The organism is Catenovulum sp. SX2 (assembly GCF_052056295.1).
In the GTDB taxonomy this organism is placed as follows: domain Bacteria; phylum Pseudomonadota; class Gammaproteobacteria; order Enterobacterales; family Alteromonadaceae; genus Catenovulum.
In genome coordinates this window covers 2,576,079-2,594,873 of sequence record NZ_CP182493.1, presented here as the reverse complement: position 1 = coordinate 2,594,873, position 18,795 = coordinate 2,576,079, and the positions used below count along the sequence as shown (strand labels likewise).

General features: G+C 40.5%; 11 protein-coding genes and 1 tRNA gene. 2 read left to right on the top strand and 10 right to left on the bottom strand.

The genetic code is table 11. The annotated features are described in order from the left end of the window. The first annotated feature begins 75 nt into the window (after positions 1 to 75). Positions 76 to 561 carry a nuclear transport factor 2 family protein gene (locus ACMZOO_RS10895; RefSeq protein ID WP_440903366.1) on the top strand — a complete coding sequence of 162 codons (486 nt, stop codon included), beginning with the start codon at positions 76 to 78 and terminating at the stop codon, positions 559 to 561. Here the strand turns inward: ACMZOO_RS10895 and rhaM are convergent. The 4 genes from rhaM to ACMZOO_RS10875 form a co-directional block, all read right to left on the bottom strand. Continuing rightward, positions 558 to 872, bottom strand: a complete 315-nt coding sequence (gene rhaM, locus ACMZOO_RS10890) for an L-rhamnose mutarotase (protein ID WP_440903365.1) — start codon at positions 870 to 872, stop codon at positions 558 to 560. The genes ACMZOO_RS10895 and rhaM overlap by 4 nt on opposite strands. Before the next feature lie 13 nt (positions 873 to 885). Further along, positions 886 to 3,015, bottom strand: a complete 2,130-nt coding sequence (locus tag ACMZOO_RS10885; RefSeq protein ID WP_440903364.1) for a beta-galactosidase — start codon at positions 3,013 to 3,015, stop codon at positions 886 to 888. A 39-nt stretch (positions 3,016 to 3,054) separates the two neighbouring features. Next, complete coding sequence (locus tag ACMZOO_RS10880) at positions 3,055 to 4,188, bottom strand: glycoside hydrolase family 43 protein (RefSeq protein WP_440903363.1); 1,134 nt, start codon at positions 4,186 to 4,188, stop codon at positions 3,055 to 3,057. Between the two features lie 337 nt (positions 4,189 to 4,525). After that, complete coding sequence (locus tag ACMZOO_RS10875) at positions 4,526 to 5,161, bottom strand: RpiB/LacA/LacB family sugar-phosphate isomerase (protein WP_440903362.1); 636 nt, start codon at positions 5,159 to 5,161, stop codon at positions 4,526 to 4,528. Positions 5,162 to 5,485: 324 nt separating this feature from the next. Between ACMZOO_RS10875 and ACMZOO_RS10870 the strand changes: the two genes are divergently transcribed. After that, complete coding sequence (locus ACMZOO_RS10870; RefSeq protein ID WP_440903361.1) at positions 5,486 to 8,812, top strand: pectate lyase family protein; 3,327 nt, start codon at positions 5,486 to 5,488, stop codon at positions 8,810 to 8,812. Positions 8,813 to 8,859: 47 nt separating this feature from the next. On the opposite strand, the gene ACMZOO_RS10865 is transcribed toward ACMZOO_RS10870, so the two are convergent. The 6 genes from ACMZOO_RS10865 to ACMZOO_RS10840 all read right to left on the bottom strand — a co-directional run bounded on the left by ACMZOO_RS10865 (position 8,860) and on the right by ACMZOO_RS10840 (position 18,694). Next, positions 8,860 to 13,428 carry a PKD domain-containing protein gene (locus ACMZOO_RS10865; RefSeq protein WP_440903360.1) on the bottom strand — a complete coding sequence of 1,523 codons (4,569 nt, stop codon included), beginning with the start codon at positions 13,426 to 13,428 and terminating at the stop codon, positions 8,860 to 8,862. Continuing rightward, positions 13,359 to 14,246: a hypothetical protein gene (locus ACMZOO_RS10860; RefSeq protein WP_440903359.1), complete on the bottom strand. Its 888-nt coding sequence runs from the start codon at positions 14,244 to 14,246 to the stop codon at positions 13,359 to 13,361. Before ACMZOO_RS10860 ends, ACMZOO_RS10865 begins: the two co-directional genes overlap by 70 nt. Before the next feature lie 112 nt (positions 14,247 to 14,358). Then, entirely contained in the window at positions 14,359 to 15,066 is a 708-nt protein-coding gene (locus ACMZOO_RS10855; RefSeq protein WP_440903358.1) for a sulfite exporter TauE/SafE family protein, read from the bottom strand. Positions 15,067 to 15,156: 90 nt separating this feature from the next. Then, complete coding sequence (locus ACMZOO_RS10850; protein ID WP_440903357.1) at positions 15,157 to 16,491, bottom strand: alpha/beta hydrolase family protein; 1,335 nt, start codon at positions 16,489 to 16,491, stop codon at positions 15,157 to 15,159. Positions 16,492 to 16,573: 82 nt separating this feature from the next. Next, a tRNA-Arg gene (locus ACMZOO_RS10845) sits at positions 16,574 to 16,650 on the bottom strand. A gap of 88 nt (positions 16,651 to 16,738) precedes the next feature. After that, the gene (locus ACMZOO_RS10840) at positions 16,739 to 18,694 is read right to left on the bottom strand and encodes a CASTOR/POLLUX-related putative ion channel (protein WP_440903356.1); all 1,956 of its coding nucleotides are present in this window, start codon (positions 18,692 to 18,694) and stop codon (positions 16,739 to 16,741) included. Positions 18,695 to 18,795 lie beyond the last annotated feature (101 nt).

Below are 18,795 nucleotides of genomic sequence, written 5' to 3'. Positions count from 1 at the left end.
GCCATATTTCCGTATTTGGAGAAATTGATTTATTGAATTAGAGTAGATGTACAATAAAACATCAACTATAAAATTATGAAAATTCGATTATTTATGTTCAGCTTCTTGCTTATGCTGTTATCGCCAGCAAGCTTTGCTGCTCAGTGTGACAATCAGCAACAAGTATCGGCATTAGATAACAACTTTGAATTGGCGATTAAAGATGCCAATAGCAACTTTTTACAGCGAGTTTTAGCAGATAACTTTATTTGGGTGCACAACCTTAAAAGCATGACAGAAACAAAAAATAGCTTGCTTGAACGCTTATCCGCAAACAACTATGAAACACCAGTGCAACGCACCTCAGTAATCGAACATTTTATCCAAGGGCAAAATACTTGGTCAGTGATGGGTATTTCGCATGTTTATAAACTGCGACCTACCGAAGCGGATGAAAATAATATCCGGCATTACCAATATTATTTCTCACGCAGTTATCAACAAATTGATGGAAAGTGCAAATTATTGTCGTCCATGACAATGAAAATACATACAGAAGATGGCGCTAGAGTTTTACCCTAGGCCATATGAAACACTTTAGTTAAAGGTTTCACTACTGGGCTATTATCTGGGTTTGCTTGCATAATATCGCCCATGTACGCCCACCATTTTTGCATAACAGCGGTTGCCGGTAAGTCGTCCATAGTATGATCTGGCTTGCGCCATAACACTGCAAATAATTGTAGTGTTTGTGGGTGTAAAAATATTGAATAGTCTTCAATACCGGCAGCTTTAAGTTCGCTGACTAGTTCAGGCCATATTTCATCATGGCGTTTTTCATATTCAGCTTCGCAGCCTTCATTTAGCTGCATCACAAATGCTATTTTTTCCATCTATTGATACCTATTAAGCTTTCGCTGGTTTAATAACACGCCATTGGTATTTATCAATCGACAATTTAGTTGGTAGTTTTTTACCGGATTGAGCATCAACTGAACCTGCAGGTAATGTTACTTCACCACCTTGGCCATCCATATTCAATACCACCCATAATGCATTGCCATCTTTATCAATGCGCGGAGCTAATATAGTGCCAGCTGTTACTGGATATTTTTGCGTAACTCCGGCATCAGCTGCGTAATGTTCAATTACTTTATTGATAAAGTCTTGGCTATTGTCACCATGCGGTTGTGCACCTAATACTACAACTTTACCTTTGCCAATGCTGCGCTCAGTGATAAATGCGTTACCTTCAGCCACACCAGAATCTATGGTACCGATAACTTTAGTGCCAGGTTTAGCTTGCATTGCCGCACACCAACCGCTTAGTTCTGTGGTTAAACCTAATGCACTGCCCTGCGCGCCGGTTTTAGTTAATGGCACAACAAAACGGGTTTTAACTCCGGCTAGTTTATCTAACAAACCTAAACCAGCGTCTGTTGGTACTGTGTGTTCTTTACCTCGTGTACCTGTTACTGGGCCTGCAATCCAAATGCCGCCGTTTTCAACAAACTTAAGCACACGTGCGGCAAAAGTCTCACTCACATATGGCATAGCTGGGGTGATTAATAGTTTTAAACCATCTAGTTCGGCATTTTCGAAACGAACATCACGGTGATAACCTAAGTTCATCACTTGTGCTTGCCACATTTCAATAACACCACGATAGCGACTTGGGAAACCTTCACGTTTGTCTAGGTTTTCAGTTTCTATCATTGCACGCGCATGGTCTGAATAGGTTACCGCAATTTGTGGTACTTCTAATTTACTGTTAACTAAAAACGGCTCTAGTTGCTCGCGAGACTTCGCTACTTTTTCAACTTCTTTATAACCAATTGTTGGTTCAAACCAAGCACTCATCACTGCACTGTGTGGCATTTCTGCACCGACTCTTTGTTGACGCCACAACCAGTAGCAAAATGCTTCACCACCTAAGATATACACAAGTGAAGCTTCCGCTTGTAAAAAGCCTGGTGGATGCGGCGGCTGATGGTTACCTAACCAACCATTGTGCGACACACTGGTTTCCATTAACCAAAATGGACGACCTGGTATAGCTGCGCGATACATATCTGAGCGAAATACTAATGAGCCCCATTGTTTGTCATTTGGATAGGCGTCGTACGATGCAAAATCTTGCGCGCGCATTGAACGTTCGTGATGAATGTTAAACGCTGGGTTGTCGTTGTGGGTAACTGGCGCATCTGAATACTCACGTAAAATGTCACTTTGTGCTTTCATAAAGTCTGCAACACTTTCACGGCAGAACATTTTATACGCGGTAATTAATGATGCGTTATGTAAAAACGGTGTTTTCACTGGCGCTGGCACTTGCTCAAATGAATGATAGTACTGACTCCAGATGTGTGTGCCCCAAGCTTCGTTGAGTTTTTCGATACGGCCAAATTTTTGTTTTAACCATTTACGCCAATTGGCAATAGCAGCATCACTGAAATCTTCCGCGACGTGTGCTTTCATTTCATTATCAATTTGCCAGCCAATTAACGCAGGGTGTTTGCCTAATTCTTTGGTCATTGCACGAATAATATTAAAACAGGCTTTGCGCACTGCTGGATGCTCGTAACTTGCGTGTTGGCGCGCACCATGACTCATAATTTCGCCATCTTCATTTTTGTGACAACGCTCTGGATGACCATGAATTAACCAAATTGGTGGCGTAGCGGTTGGTGTACATAACACTACATTAATGCCAGCAGCATGGAACTTATCCATAGCTTTCTTGAATAAGCTTAAATCAATTTTGCCTTCTTCTGGTTCCATAGTTGACCAAGCAAACTCAGCCATACGCGCAACATTAATGCCGAGCTTCTTCATTTCAGCTATATCACGATCTATATCTTCTTCTGGCCATAACTCAGGGTAATAAGCAACACCATGGTACAAACGCCCCATTTCATAAGGTTTGGCATTACCTGCTGTTGATGCACTGGCGGCGAGTAATCCAGTTTTGGCTGCTAGACCCATGCCTAATCCGGCTCCGGTCATTTGAAAAACTTGTCGTCTAGTAACTTGCATAATGTTTATCCTTGTAGCGCGATTTTTTGTTTTGCGAATTTATTGATGACCTAACACTTGCTGTTTAATGATTAGATCACTGCCATTTTCTTCAATTTCAAATAACTGCAAACGCGTATGCGGTTGCTTAAAATATCTATGTAACGACAGCATCAACTGCCCATCAAAAGTGCTAAAAATATTGCCATGCCCTCTGTCGTCAGCGATTAATGGCTGGCTTCTATGCAACCAAGGGCCGATTAATTTGCCGGACTGTGAATAAGCAATAGAGGTTGTATAAGCTTGATGTTTATCTTGATTCCAACTCGACCACAGCAAGCTCAACTGCCCTTTTGAGTTTTTATATGGCCAAGGGCCATCTGACACAGTTGCTCGAATATTTTTACCGTTAAAATGAGTTGTTTTAGCTGTCCATGGCACTTCGGCCGCACTGAACATCACAATAGGGTCGCCAACTGTTGCTGATAAATCATCGGTCAATTGAATCGCTTTAAATAAACCGTCAGAGGTTTGGATCCACTCTTGGCAATAAATCATCCAAGGTTTGCCATCTTCAATATACAGAGTGCCATCCAACGCCATTTCATCAGCTGGTGTATGTGGCTTATTCGCGAAACGTTTGAATGGGCCAAGTGGTGAGTCGGCAACAAAAATTTGTGTGCCGCGTGCAATGTGATCTGGTCTGAAACTGTGTTTTTTTAAGACGGTTTGATAATTGTGCAGCGTCGCAAATAAATAATATTTTCCTTGATAATAAGCAACTTCGGGCGCCCAAGGTGCGTGTTCGCTTTGCGCCCAACTGTCTTGTTCAACTTCATATACAAGTTTAGGGCCATGCCAAGTGACTAAATCGTCACTCCAATAAGCTTCTACACCGGCGCGGCCTGTGGTTGATTCTAATGTTTCGTATTCGCTGCCATAGTGAAAGCTATCGTAGACATAATATTTTTTCGAAACAGGATCAGCTAATACCGCTGGGTCGTGAATATTCAGCGTATCAATATGATGGCTAGCTTGACGGGCTAACGCAGAAGAAGGTGTATTTTTGGGTAATGGACGCAGTTCAGCTAAGGCTGAGCTACACATTAAACAAATAAAGATAAAATATTTACACATGAAATTTGTTACTAATTCTGGCGAATGTCTTAATAATTTGTTTACAACATCGCTCATAATAGTCACGTAAAATCACGCAGTCAACACATTTACAATCACATTCAATCACCACTAATCACTTTAGTAGAGAATAAAATGGCATTATGTTTGGCCATTGGGTCGTTCGTCTGGGTCTGGATTCGAAGGTTCTGGATTGGTGGTTGTGGGGAATAAAGCAAGGTGAGGAATTGTGCGCAAAAACGCTGCGAGATGAAATGATGAGGAGGGAAGATAATGTGTTGAGGGCAAAACTTCACAAAATAGGACATTTTGTGAGAGCGCTCCATGGATGGACTCGCAGCGCTTTTGCACTCAATACATTATCTTCCCGACGGTGCTCGATTTTGGTCGCTAATTACGCAACAAAACCTTTAACAAATTCTGCAATTTCCGGCTCTTGGCAGTTTGCGAAGAAACACTCCTGGAAACGTGCGCCACCAACAGCTTGTTTAATCAATTCAGGATCAAGCAATTTTAAACCTGCTAAAAAGTCTTTCGACATAGCCGTTTTTACATCATTTAAAATACCTGCATTTTCAACCTGTGAAGCTTTGCGCTCTGGTGGATAACCTTGGCCTTTTACGCCAGTAAATGCTTTTTCGAAGATATAACGAATGTTTAACTCTGCACCCCAGCCAAAACCTTTAGCGAAAGGTAAAGACAAAGCATTGCCATTGTTGATTTGTGCAAATAAATACGCATCAGACGGGTCGATACAATAACCACAAGTAACACCTGGGTGTGCATTTAACGACATCAAAGCGCCTTGACCCGTACCACAACCAGCCACAATAAAATCAACCGCTTTAGAGTTAATTAATAAACCAGCGATAATACCTAAATGTATGTAGGTTAATCTGTGGTCGTTGTCACCATCCATACCTACGTTAAACACTTCGTGGCCTAAACCTGCTGCAACTGAGTTTAGTTGTTCTAATACAATTGGGTTTTTCGCCGCTTGGCTAAATTCGTTCATTAATGCAATTTTCATCTTTGCCTCCAATTAATCTGCCAACTTTGGCACTGTGAGAATGGTTTGAATTCACTAACCGATATTTGTTTTAATAGACAAACACTGCCACCGGTAGCAACATTATCAACAGCTTAACATGCATAAAGTAATATTTGCCACTATTTGAATTAATTCTGATTAATAAACAAACAAATTATTTTGCGTTTTTGCTTACAAAAAAGATACATCTTTTCTACATCATCGTGATATGCTACCGGTAGCATTTGCTATATTGGGCAAAAAAACACCCAAACACACAAAACTAGATAGCTGAAAAACTATCCATTTAGGATGCTTAAATACATGAATAAATTTTATTTAAATGCGCTATTTGCCATCTCAGTTGGCTTGTTAGCAGCATGCTCTGGCTCAGAAGTTGATACAGATACCTCTGTCGAACAACCGGGTGGCGACAACACTGGCGGCGGTGATAACACTGGCGGCGGTGATAACACTGGTGGCGGTGATAACACTGGTGGCGGTGATAACACTGGTGGTGGCGATAACACAGGTGGCGGCGACAACACTGGTGGTGGCGATAACACTGGTGGCGGTGATAACACTGGTGGTGGCGATAACACTGGTGGCGGCGATAACACTGGCACCACAGACTATGGTGTAACTGGTTTTGCAACCTTAAATGGTGGTACTACGGGTGGTGAAGGCGGTCAGGTTGTAAAAGTATCAACAGGTACAGAATTACATACTGCTTTATGTACCCGTGCTTCAAGCGATACACCTATTATTATCGAAGTTGAAGGTACAATTAATCATGCCAATACCAGCCGAGTATCGGGTGACAGCTGTAATACAGCCGAAGACGTAATTGAACTAAAAGAAATTAGCAATATCAGTATTATTGGTGTTGGTAGCGGCGCATTATTCGATCAAATAGGCATTCATATTCGCAAAGCATCGAATATCATTATTCAAAATATCCATATTAAGAACGTAAAAAAATCAGGTTCAGTTACCTCAAACGGCGGTGATGCAATTGGTATGGAATCAGACGTATCTAACATTTGGGTTGACCATGTCACCTTAGAAGCAAGCGGCGGTGAAAACGAAGGTTTTGATGCTTTGTTTGATATGAAAGCCAATTCTAAATATGTAACTTTGTCGTACAGCATTTTAATGAACTCAGGCCGTGGTGGTTTAGTTGGTTCGACCGACGGCGACAACAATAATGGCCCAGTGACTTTCCATCATAACTATTATTTAAACCTAGATTCACGTACGCCATTGCTACGCCATGCAACCGCGCATGCTTATAACAACTATTACGATGGCCTGAATGAATCTGGGATGAATCCGCGTATCGGCGGCAAAATGAAAGCGGAAAATAACGTTTTTGAAAACGCTAAAAACCCACTAGGTACGTTTTATACCAATGATTTAGGGTATTGGGACGTCAGCGGCAATATTTGGGCAGATACTGTTACTTGGTCGGCACAAGGGGATAAAAGTTATCCAGCAGGCCCTAACCCAGTATCAACCACTAGCATAGATATTGCTTACGACTATGCGTTAGACGATGCAACTTGTGTAAAAGATTTAATCTTAGCGACAGCTGGTGCCAACAAAGGCTTAGCAGTTTCTGATGGCAGCTGTGGTGTAACTCATGTAACTGGCATAGGTGATAATACTGCAGGTGGCACAGACTCTGGCTCAGATTCAGGTTCAAACGGCGGAACAGATTCGGGTGGTGACTCAGGTGGCGATTCGGGTTCGAATGGCGGCACTGATGTCAGCGGTGTTAATTTATCTTTATCTGGTGGGGCTGACGGTAGCTCAAAAGCCAGCGGCAGCAGCTATGGCAATGTTAAAGATGGCGATTTGTCTAGCTACTGGTCACCAAGTGGCACCAGTGGTCGCATCTCAGTTAAAGGCCTTTCAGGGCAAATGAATACTGTGGTTATTATTGAAGCAAGCGGCAGTGAAGGCACGATTCAAGACTGGCAACTAACCGACAATGATACAGGCTCAGTATTAGCCTCTGGTACAGGTATTAATGGTGCGATTCTGTTTGATGTTATTTCATCATCGAAACTAAATTTTGAAATAATTTCAGCATCAGCGACGCCACAAATCGCTGAGTTTGAAGTGTATTATCAAGCGGATAGCTCAGCAAATACAGATTCAAGCACTGGCACAGATACAAGTGCAAATCCTGGCAGTGGTGATAGTGATAGCAATAGCAACAATACAGCAGGCTCAGGCAACCAAGTTGCAGTGACTTACCCTGATGCCACTTGTGCTGATTTAGTTAATAACCCAGCGGTTAATTGGCGTGAATCATCATTGCAAACCGACCAAGAAATTGTTGAATGTTTAGCGACCTCACTCGGCAAACCTATAGGTTTTGGTGAAAATGCCTTGGGTGGTTACAACCCAACAGGCGGCAGTAAATTAGTTGTGATCACTAAACAAGATGCAGAGCAGCAGCTGCTTAATGCAATTTCTAGCGACGACTATCATTGGATAGTGTTTGATAAAAATGACTTCGCCACTGAACAACAATTGATGATGTACCGCCCATATTGTAGTCAAACGGCAGTGCAAACTCATTTAGCTGCTGATGAAGCTACCTGTAAAGATCCAATTGCTTGGTGTAGTCAAAACGGTGTAGCAGATGCTAATTGTTTAGAACATTTTTTCAATACAAAACTGAACGACAGCAACTTACCCATTCGCAATTACAAAATATCCAGCAATACAACAATTGATGGCCGTGGTGCGAATGCTAAATTTGTCTTTAACGGTTTCGCAATTGGCGGTGATAGCAGTGGTGTTGCAACAACAACTGCCAATAGCGTGATTATTACCAACAACTATTTTGTTGGCGTTGGCCACACTGAAGATCACGACTTAGATCCGGATATGATACGTTCAACCGGCGAATCACACGATATTTGGATCCACCAAAATACTTTCGATAATACAGGTGATTCTGCCTTTGACGTGAAAGTGGGCGCTTACAATATTTCAGTGTCATTCAACAAGTTAATCAATGTAAAGCGCGCGTCTTTACATGGTTCAAGCGACAGCCGCACAATCAACTCACAAATCACCACCAGCATTCATAACAACTTATTTGTCACTACGGATAGCTATTTCGGTGACAGTAAATTTAATACCTTGCGCCGTGTGCCTTTATTACGCCGTGGTCAAACGCACTTATTTAACAATGTGTTTTATGGCTACCGCAAAGATATTTTAAGTGTGCGTGTCGGCGGCAGTGCCCTGTTTGAAGACAACTTAGTCATCAACAATGTGAATAACTCAAAGGGTGACGATTTAGCCGATTGGCAAACCAATCTATTTGATGCTGCGGTCAAAGAAGGTCACTTAACGGTGAAAAATTCAGTTGTAGTAGAAGCAAACGGACAATGTGAATTAACCGGTAATTCGGCATCACTCGATACTCAAGTCGGCAATGATTTAGATATGTTGGGTCAATACCATGCGGATTCACAACAAAGTTTTGCTGCAAATAAATTTACTGCTGGCTCGGATTTACGTGATTACTTAGTTGCATCTGCAGGTAAAGGCGGTAAAACACCATTTTTATCAAGTTATACCGATGGCATGACGAATATTTTGGCGGCTGGCAAGGTAAGCTGTCAGTAAAGAAGGAAGCGACAGATATATTTTATCTGTCGCTTTATTTTAAGTATTTAATCTAGTGCAGTAACTGACACACTACTAAACACCAAACGTTTACCACTTGTTTGGTTTTCAATAACTTTAATCAAATTCGCATACTGGTCGACAAATGTCGACGAAACTTCCGACCAATCTTCAGTAGAATAAGTTGTCGCGTAGCCATCATCTGTCGCAACAGTCACTCTCTTTTCGCTCAAATTAAACACAGCATCTCTGATACGCACACCTGAACCAGTTAAACCTTGTACATAAGTCATATCTGATGCCAAAAAGATATCACCACCTCTGGTAATAACGTACGTTCCATCTGCGCTGGTCCAAACACCACCACTCATACGATAGTCGCCGTGATAAGGAGAATCACCGGCTGCTATGATACTTGATGTACCAGAACCGCTAATGGTAAATTTTTCAATATCTGATGGAGACAGATCAGTGTCTGCTGCAAAAATCCAGTTTTCAGTTGGGTGCATAGCGATATAAGATCTATGTCGAATAAAACTTTGAGCTATCAAACTACCAGTCTCAGCATTGTAAGCATTAAAGTTTGTCCATTGGCCTGAACCCGAACTAATATAAAGTTTATTTCGACTATCTACCAAGATATCGAAAGGGTCTATATTTACTCGATACAAGTTGTTCATAGATTCAGATGCAGTGTCAAAAACAGCGATATAACCGTATTGCTCATCTTCCTGCCAACAACAGCTATGTGCTTGAACAATCATAGCAACATAAACTTTTGTCCCATCTGGAGACATAGTTATCGCCTCTGGGGGATAAGCTAATTGGAAAGATTTGGTTAATTGCACATCAGAAAAGTTCATCAAATAGACAGTGTTGTCTTCAGGGCTGATGTAATAAACTGTATCTGTAGCTTCAACATATACCGCATCTTGAAGATTACCCGATAAATGATAGGCTGGACTATCATTTATTTCCTGACCAGATAAAGCGCCAAAGGCCACTGTCACAGTTTGTTTGCTGATATGTGTATAACCCTTAGAATCTTTCACCTGAAGAGATACTACATAACTGCCATTTAACAAATATTGGTGTTCATAGGTAGTCGAAGTTAAAAATTCACTATCCCAAACACCGTCACCATCAACATCCCAACGATATTGTAGAACGTCATCGTCATCAGCATCTTGACTATTACTTCCGTCAAATACGTAGGTGTCAGCCGTTGTTCCATCAACTTCTGGAGTATAAGTAAATACCGAATCCGGTATTGTATTATTCGCACAATCCGCACATGGGTGGTCTAACTCAGACAAGCTATAACTGCCAAAGCTATTTTCTATGATATACAGTTTATCGTTATAGAAAGATACCCACTCAGCCTGTACAACATTTTGTCGTGATATTTCCAACCAGCTGCTGGTGTTATAGGTAATCAACTCTGAGCCTTTCAATACAAACAACAAGCCGTTTGTTGTATCTTCAGCAACAGCAACTATAGCGGATGAATAGCTAGCATCTAATTGAGCAACCACTGAAAAATCTGATATCTCAGCTATTTGCCCGAGCGCATTAACCATATGCGAACCACCCGAGATTAACTGAGCAAATCCTTGAGCATAATAATTTGAAATATAGCCACTAGTCTGGCTGATGCTTGAGCTAGACAAGCTGAAAACATCTATCGAGTTATGGTCATACACAACTGCTTTATCTTTTTGTTCATTCAACAATATTGACGACAAATGATAAATTGAACCTGCACTGGTAACTTCTGAACCTGTGCTTGGATTGTACATATGCAAATCACCCCATTGGCCTGAGCCTGGAGATACTAACAATCTATTGTCTTTTGTAATTGCGATATCGTATGGATCGACATTAATTTTAAAACTGTTGATAAGTGTATTTGTAGTGAGATCAATCACAGCAATATAACCATACTGGTCTTCATCCCACCAATATGGACTGTGCTCTTGTACAGCCAAAGATACGTACAGCGTGTTATTGTCGTTAGACAAAGCTAAGCTTTCTGGCTTGTAGGCAAAATCAAAATAGCTTTCAGTTTTACCCGTCGCCAAATCCACAGTGTACAGCCTATTATTGACCGCATCCGTGTTGAAGATTTTGCCTCGACTTGGCTCCAACAAAGTATCTGTTGGCGTGTAGTCAAGCAGATTAGCCGTTGAGTCGGTCACTGCTGTTGCTGCGATTTGACCTTGCTCTATCGAGAAACTTAAAGTTTTTTCTGCTGTTAAACCTGAGCTGTCACGCACTTGTAACTTAACGCTTTTACTACCCGGAACAAAAAACTTATGCTTAAAAGATGCGGTTGTTAAAAACTCGCTATCCCATTCACCATCATTATCAATATCCCAGCGATATTGAAGTTTTGTTGCATCATCTTCAGCATCTGAACTAGCCGACGCATTAAATTCAAATTCATCTGCTGTCGTCCCCATACTTGCTGGTGTATAAGTAAAATCTGCCATTGGTTCAGTGCTGATGCCACATGTAGTACATGGGTGGTCAAAGGTAACAAGCTGACTGCCTGAATTATTGTTATTCGCTAATAGGTAAATTTTTTCACCTATGATAGCCATATTCTGCGGATATAAGTTGCTATTAAAAGTTAATGCATCTAACTCAATTTGACCTTTGGTATTGAAATAACTAATTACCCCACTATCAGTGTGAGCAAATACAAGTGAGTTAGCATCATCAAACGCCACAGCGCGTTGAGCACTATACGAAATGTTCGAGTCAATCTGAAAAATTCGAGAAAAACCTGCTTTCGTGAATATTTCTCCATAATTTGACGCAACATAGTTACCCAAATCAGAAATTATAGCTACATCATCAATTGATTCTGACAAACTAACAGTCGAACTTAGGCTAACTTGATTGCCATTGATAGTGTAGTAGTTAACTTCCCGCCAACCTGTGATAAGTAACTGATTGTTAGCTGCATCAACAAGGACGTGACTCGAATAGACTTGTGGAACATCTAAAGTAGTTGATTTAACTTCGTCTTGCGAAAAATCTAACGCTATTACTTCATTGTTGGAATCGTCTGAAATAACTAACAGATCTTTAGTGACTGCATCAATGTCTTCAATACAGCCATGAGTCGGATGCAGTTTAACCTCGCTAAAATTAGATAAGTCTATTTTGGCTATATATTGAGTTAAACCGTCAGAATAACAGTAAGAATTAGTTTCCGCAGAGATAACAAACAAAGTTTGATTACTTGGATCAATACTTATCGCACGAGGCTGCCCATACACAGGCAAGTACTGCTCAGCCATACCTGTTTGTAAATTAATCTGAATAACTTTTTTGTCTTCAACTGACAACACATAAGCTAGCTGTCTTTGCTGGTCGAATACTGCATAACTTGCACTAAAATCAAATTGATTGGCAGTTGCATCGGTAATAGCTATCGGGCTAGTGATACCTTGAGCAACATCAAAAGTTAATACTTTTTCTGCTACAGCGCCAAACTGATCTTTTACTCCAAGTTTTACAAATTTACTGCCGGCTAATGGAAATCTATGTTCGAAAGTCACTTGGCTAGAATACGCAGTTTCCCAAACACCGTCGTTGTTTATATCCCAACGATATGTCAAAGGGTTGTTGTCAGCATCCACAGTTGAGCTTGCATCAAATACATAAGTTTCACCTGTATCACCTGCACTTGGCGTGTAAGTATAATTTGCCACAGGCGTTGTGTTAGTTGAGCAACTCAAACAAGGGTGATTCTGTTTGACTGTATACAGCTTACCACCCTGTAAGGTGACTGCGTAACTAAAGTACTGATCCATAGTGTAGATTATTGGCTCTCCAGCTACGGTTAATACCTTAAATGCTTCATTTGATTCTGCGTTTAACAATGTAACCGAACCATTTGCACTGGTTATCGCAACTAAATTCTGCGATTCATCCACCGACACATCAACAATATTTTGCACCGAGATAGAACTAACTATCGAGCCGGCTTCCAAACTATACACATCGCCATATCGACTAATGGCATGCTCAAAATTCGGTAATACCCATGCATTACTACTACTCCAATAAGTATAAGAGTCAGAAACTTGCTGCAAACCACTAGCGGTTACATTGAGTAGAATAATTGAGCTGTAATCGAATAAATAAACTTGGCTATCGCTCTTCTTAACAATTTTATCAATTGAATATTGATTAATGCGTTGTCCTATTTGCAATCCTGTCGCTAAATCAAATAAAACTACGCCGTTATAGTCACCTTTTTCAGCGATTAATCTATTGTTGTCAAACATTGCAAAAGCACGCATTTCAAACGGCAACGAATAGGAATTTATTTTCTCCAATGTATCAACTTTAAACGCGTGTAAGTGGCTCGTCCCTGATACGTTGTAATCCGCAAACTCTTCAACAACCACAACATAAATGGTTTGTTTATCGTCTGAAACTTGCATTCGAGAAGGGGTAAAATCAAAGGTCTTTTTGCTAATTTGTTTGCCTGTGGTGATGTCATAGGCAAACAAGGCACTATTGTTTGCATCTAAAGCAAATAGTGTTTGAGTCTTGTGTCTAACCATGTATTCGACAAATTGCTCGAGCTGTTTTCCCATTCAATCAACATACGGGTGACTGAATCAGAATCGTCGTCTATACCATCATTGTCATCATCTGTATCGGTAAAGTCACCAATACCATCTTGGTCAAAGTCTGTACTTTCAGAATACTGTAATGGGAATAGATCTAATGTATCGGCTACCCCATCTCCATCATCGTCATCGTCTTGATTATTTGGAATACCATCCATGTCTAAATCAAAATCATCAAAGCTTGCTAAAGTGCCAACAAAATGTTCAATCGCGGCTTGCTGCTCGATTAAACTCTTGCCACCTTCAAAGGTAGCTAATACCGAGTCAATTTGACTCAACTGCGCAAAATTTGTAATCGGAGTATCAAAGTCCTGGAAGTTGATTTGAGCTTGCTCAATAGCGGCAATCGTCGTTTCTGAAATATCAATCCCATTGTTTGGCTGGTTATCATTATCAAGCGTTTGTAGTAGTCGCAGTAAATTAACAACCTTTACAGCGTTAACATCTCGTGTTTCCATTAGTTCTAGTGGCGTCAATAAAGCCTGAGCTTGAATATCAGGAAACTCTATACTGCCCAGACTAAAAGTAATAGAATCATCGGCATGATAATTAAATTCACCGCTTTGGTTGGTTTTTCCAGATAGGCCCGAAGAGGTTTGATAACTGATATTGTTGATTGGGCTGTCGGTTAAAACACCAACTAATTTAACTTTGTTTGAACCACCGTTAGACCCGCCACCATTTGGCTGATCTGGCGTCGATGAAGAACCACCGCCACCACAGGCTGATAAAACAGAAATAAGGCCTGCGACTAATAGTCCATTCCTATTATTTTTTTTCATTTTCCATATCCAAATTGTTGTGATAAAGCTTAAATTTCAACCATGTATAATAAATTTATCTTGCGCAAAAGCCAAATTATTTAGTCATTAAATAATATGAATTAATTGATAATCAAAGGTATTTATAAAACAGCATCAAACTCGAAATTGTACTCATAGCTAAAATGCCATAACGCACTTGTTTTGCTGGAATTTTATTAATAATAAGGCGTGACGAATAGAAACCTAAAAACACCCCAGGCAAAGTAAAAGCGGATAACTTAATTTCGGCCCAACCAAACTTGCCAATAATCGCCAAAGCGGTTAGCGCAATAATACTGGAGCAGATAAAAAATACTGACATATTGGCGCGTATGGTTTGCGGCAATAAGTTTTGCCACAGCAAAGCAATTGGCGGCCCGCCAATTGCGGTAATAGTGCCTGATACAGCAGAAAAGAACCCGGCTATCACACCTGATGTGCCATTGATTGGCAACTTGAGTTTCATCAGCGACAAACTAATCAATATCAACAGCATGGTTGAAAACATTAAAGCAAAAGTGCGCTCTTCAAGACCGGCCAACACACTTGCCGCAGTGGCAGTACCAACTAACGCACCAACAATCGGCCACTTGAGAATATTGCGGTCGATATAACTTTTATTGTCACGCGCGATTATCCAACACAAAAAGATCGAATTCAAAATCATAGGTGCGGGGATCATCTGCGGCATAACCATAAAGATCAGCGGTACACTTAATATACCCAAACCATAACCAATAATGCCTTGGACAAAAGCGCCTAAAAACAATAGGCAATTTACAATTAGAATTTCTAGCAAATCTATTCCACCTAAAACGAACTACCACATGCAGGGTGACCAAAGTTAGTATTCATACAAAGGTCGGTAAACCACTCAGTAAAATCTACACTATTGAAGCTTGTTGTTAATTATTGATTTAACGAAATCAATCTGCACTTGAAAATAATCAACTGGATAATTTGGAAAACGTAGCTTCTTACTGTTTTCACCAAGAGCACGAATAGCATGGTTATAATTATCATAAATTTTTATCTTCAAATTTTGTTTGGTGAGCATTAATTTGTGCAATATTTTAACCGATTCTCTGCTATCGATACTTTCGTCTTGCATTGCAAAAATAGACAATATCGGCACATCCAAACTATTGATTATTGGAATAGGGTCGTAATCCATGAATTTAAGATAATGATCAATAAACTGAGAATCTACCTTGGTTAACGAATCTAAATCACTAACCTGATACCAATCCGATTTAGAGTGTTTCTGCAGCAAATTATCAAATGATGTAGATTGGCCCGTTCTCAAACTTTGATGCCATGAACGGACGATCTCGCGCGTGTTTTCAATTGCTGACAGAGCAAAACCTGCCGATTGTAACGGGTAAACAAATCCCCATTCAGCTTCAGTGCTGGGTGAAACATATGGCCCTGAACTAGTAATTACGAACTGGGTATTCGGCCATTTTTTAGCAGCTAAAGGAGCAACCCAACCACCTTGGCTATGTCCCCAAAAACCCACGCTACAGATATAATGTTGCTGAAGTAAATAAGTCGCAATGCTAATAGCATCATCAGCTAGATCATCAAATGAAGCTTGATAAAAATTACCGGCAGACTCACCTACCCCTCGTTTGTCAAAAATAACGCCAGCGACACCTCTCATCGCAAACTGCTCAGCAATAAAACGATTGCTGTCTTTAGGTTGAGCACCAGATCCATGCAACAGAATCACTGCAGGCGAGCATTCTGTTTGCTCAGGTTTGACAATTGCAGCCGATAACTTTCCCGCGTTTCCAACAACTGAAAAGTTAATCTCATTTAACGCAGGTTTAGTCGCTGTACGAACTAAATCAATTTTGGCATCTTCTTCAAAGCGATTTTCTTGCCATAAACCATGTAAACGACTTTCATTGAATGTCAGTTTAATCAGCTGCATGCCTGAATCTGCTGGTAATAATATTTTGAGATTATTGCCATCTAACTCAACCTTATGAGCGGGCCATTTAGAAACGCCAATGTCAGGCAAAGAGACTAATGCGGTAAAACCGTTGTCGGAATTTTTAATATCCACAGTAACATGAGTTTTTTCGTGTTGATAAGCAGCGATCCCCGACCAAACACCAACAATATTGTTGTTTGAACTAGCAAAAACTTGAGCTGATATTAAACAAATGAAAGAAACGAATAGAAAAGTTGTTCGTTTGAAGAATCTGATAAACGCCATGTTTCCTCTCATTCAAATTAACGGATACGAGAATATAGTGCTATATATTAAAAACAACAGAATATTAAACAAAGAAGAGAAATGGCGCGCCTGGAGAGATTCGAACTCCCGACCAAGTGGTTCGAAGCCACCTACTCTATCCAGCTGAGCTACAGACGCGCAATGCAGACTTGTGATTCTAGCTATCTAAATAAAAACTGCCAGCAATTTTTTCAGCTAACAGTTTAAATGTTTAATTTTTATTCGTTTATTCGCCTATCACAATTAATAAATCGTTCGACAGCGAGGATATCCTTCGCTCAATTGCCGGGTTGAGTAAAATCGTTTGTTCAGTCGCTTCAGCTTGGAAAACACCTAATAACAACTCGTTATGGCTTTCAACAATTGGCTGTAACTCTTCAACTTTGAGCATTTGTTTGTCGGTGTAATTGCCCAGTGGCTTAAGGTAAATTTGTACTCCTTCTGCTTCCATTAAAGTATCAAACAAAATTTGATGCTCAGGAATTAACGCAATTTGAGATAACAAATGACTCATCAATAAAGGCGTAATAAAAGTATCGGTTTTAGAGTGCTCCAAAAAGTTTTCATTTGACGGATCGCTCAATTCAATCAATACGTGTGGACGGTTTGGATATTGCTCTAGCACTTCATCAAGCGCCATTGAACCAACTAATACGCGCGCATCCGCCTCTTCGGCAGAATCTAATCTATCACTATAGACCAACAAGATAATGTCCTGCTCCTGCGGACTAAATTGTCTAACTTCGTTTTCCATCATGTAGTCAGCTTCTTGTAAAGTTAAATTGATGCGTGAACTGAATTTGCCCAATTTATTAATTTCTTGCTGACGTATTTGCGCAGACATAGTCGAGACTAAAGTCACATCAAAACTTTCATTAGTGTAACTATCAAGCTCATGGATAATGTTAGGTACACGACGGTTCCAACCTAACAACAAGAGTTTTTTTCGCGGTTTAACCTCTTTATTGTTGGATTGAGCTTTAGCTCTCTTTGGCAATACGCTTGGTCGCGCTGGCTGGATAGTCGGCTCTAATTGGCTCACATTCGATGCAACATAAACTAAGCTATCACTTGGGACAATGCGATGTTTTGCTTGTTCGCCCACAGCCAAATTAAAGCTCTGGCTAGTTTTGTCTATAAAACCAACTAGAATGGCATTTTTGTGGTACAAACGCGCTTCTGTTAGGGTTTTCCCTATGTGAGAACTAGCGTCTTTGATAAAAAAGCGCCCTTGATTTTGGCTATTGAGTAAATGGGTATACACCTTTAACAAATTTGGTGCGACTGCACATTGCGCCATTAATCGACTAATGGTTTGGTCGGTTACAACTATATTAGCTTGACCTTCATAAGATTTTTTCGCCAGCTTGGTATGGCGCACATCGTCTAGCTCAACCACTAAACGCGGAAATTGGTTTGCGCCTTTAGCCAATACATTTAGGGTTAATAAACTTTTTATCGTTTCCACATCTGTCGTAACCAGTGAATCTGATCTTTGGTATTTGTTCGATAAAATAACTGCCGAAGCCTGCAAACAAGCGGCTCTGTGAATGGCTTCACTTTGCAGTGCATTACCAGAACGCAAAATCAATTGGCGCGACCATTTAGCCGGCAGTGAAACTTCAGCTAATAATTGTTGATGAATAACTGCATTAGCTTCTTCGGCCAATAACACCAGAGTTGGATTTTTATCTTTGTGCTGCTTTTTATAAAAGGTTCGATTAGCCTCAACACCCAATAATTCCCGAATAATAGGCACAACTCGAGTGCTCATGCCTAAAATGACGATATGCTGTTTAATCGAAACAGGTGTTAAACCTTGCTCTAATCGCTCCATAAAGGCAATTAACCAACGAGTCATAATCGCAACCAACGTACCCATAAACAGTACGTAACCACACAAGGTTAATAAGGTTGAGACTATACGCTTCCACGCCCCTTCATCATCCCCTAAATAACCCGGATCGGTTAAACGCAAAAACGCCCACCAAATATCCTCGGCTAAGTTACTTTCATGCCCACTAATAGGTGCCAACAAAAAGCCACCGACCATAGACACCAAAGCAATCACACCAATTATCACAAACAACTGGTAACCGGCACCTTTAATTAATTGGCGCTCAACAAAAAATTTTAGGCGGTCAATTGGTTGTAGCACATTCACATTGAGCGGAAGCGGCATTGATAGAATTCCTTTATGAGTAGTGATTATTGCGGTTAATCGCAATAACGAAAAATGGCCGATGCAATAACTAAAAATTTAGCATTGCATCAGCCATTTGG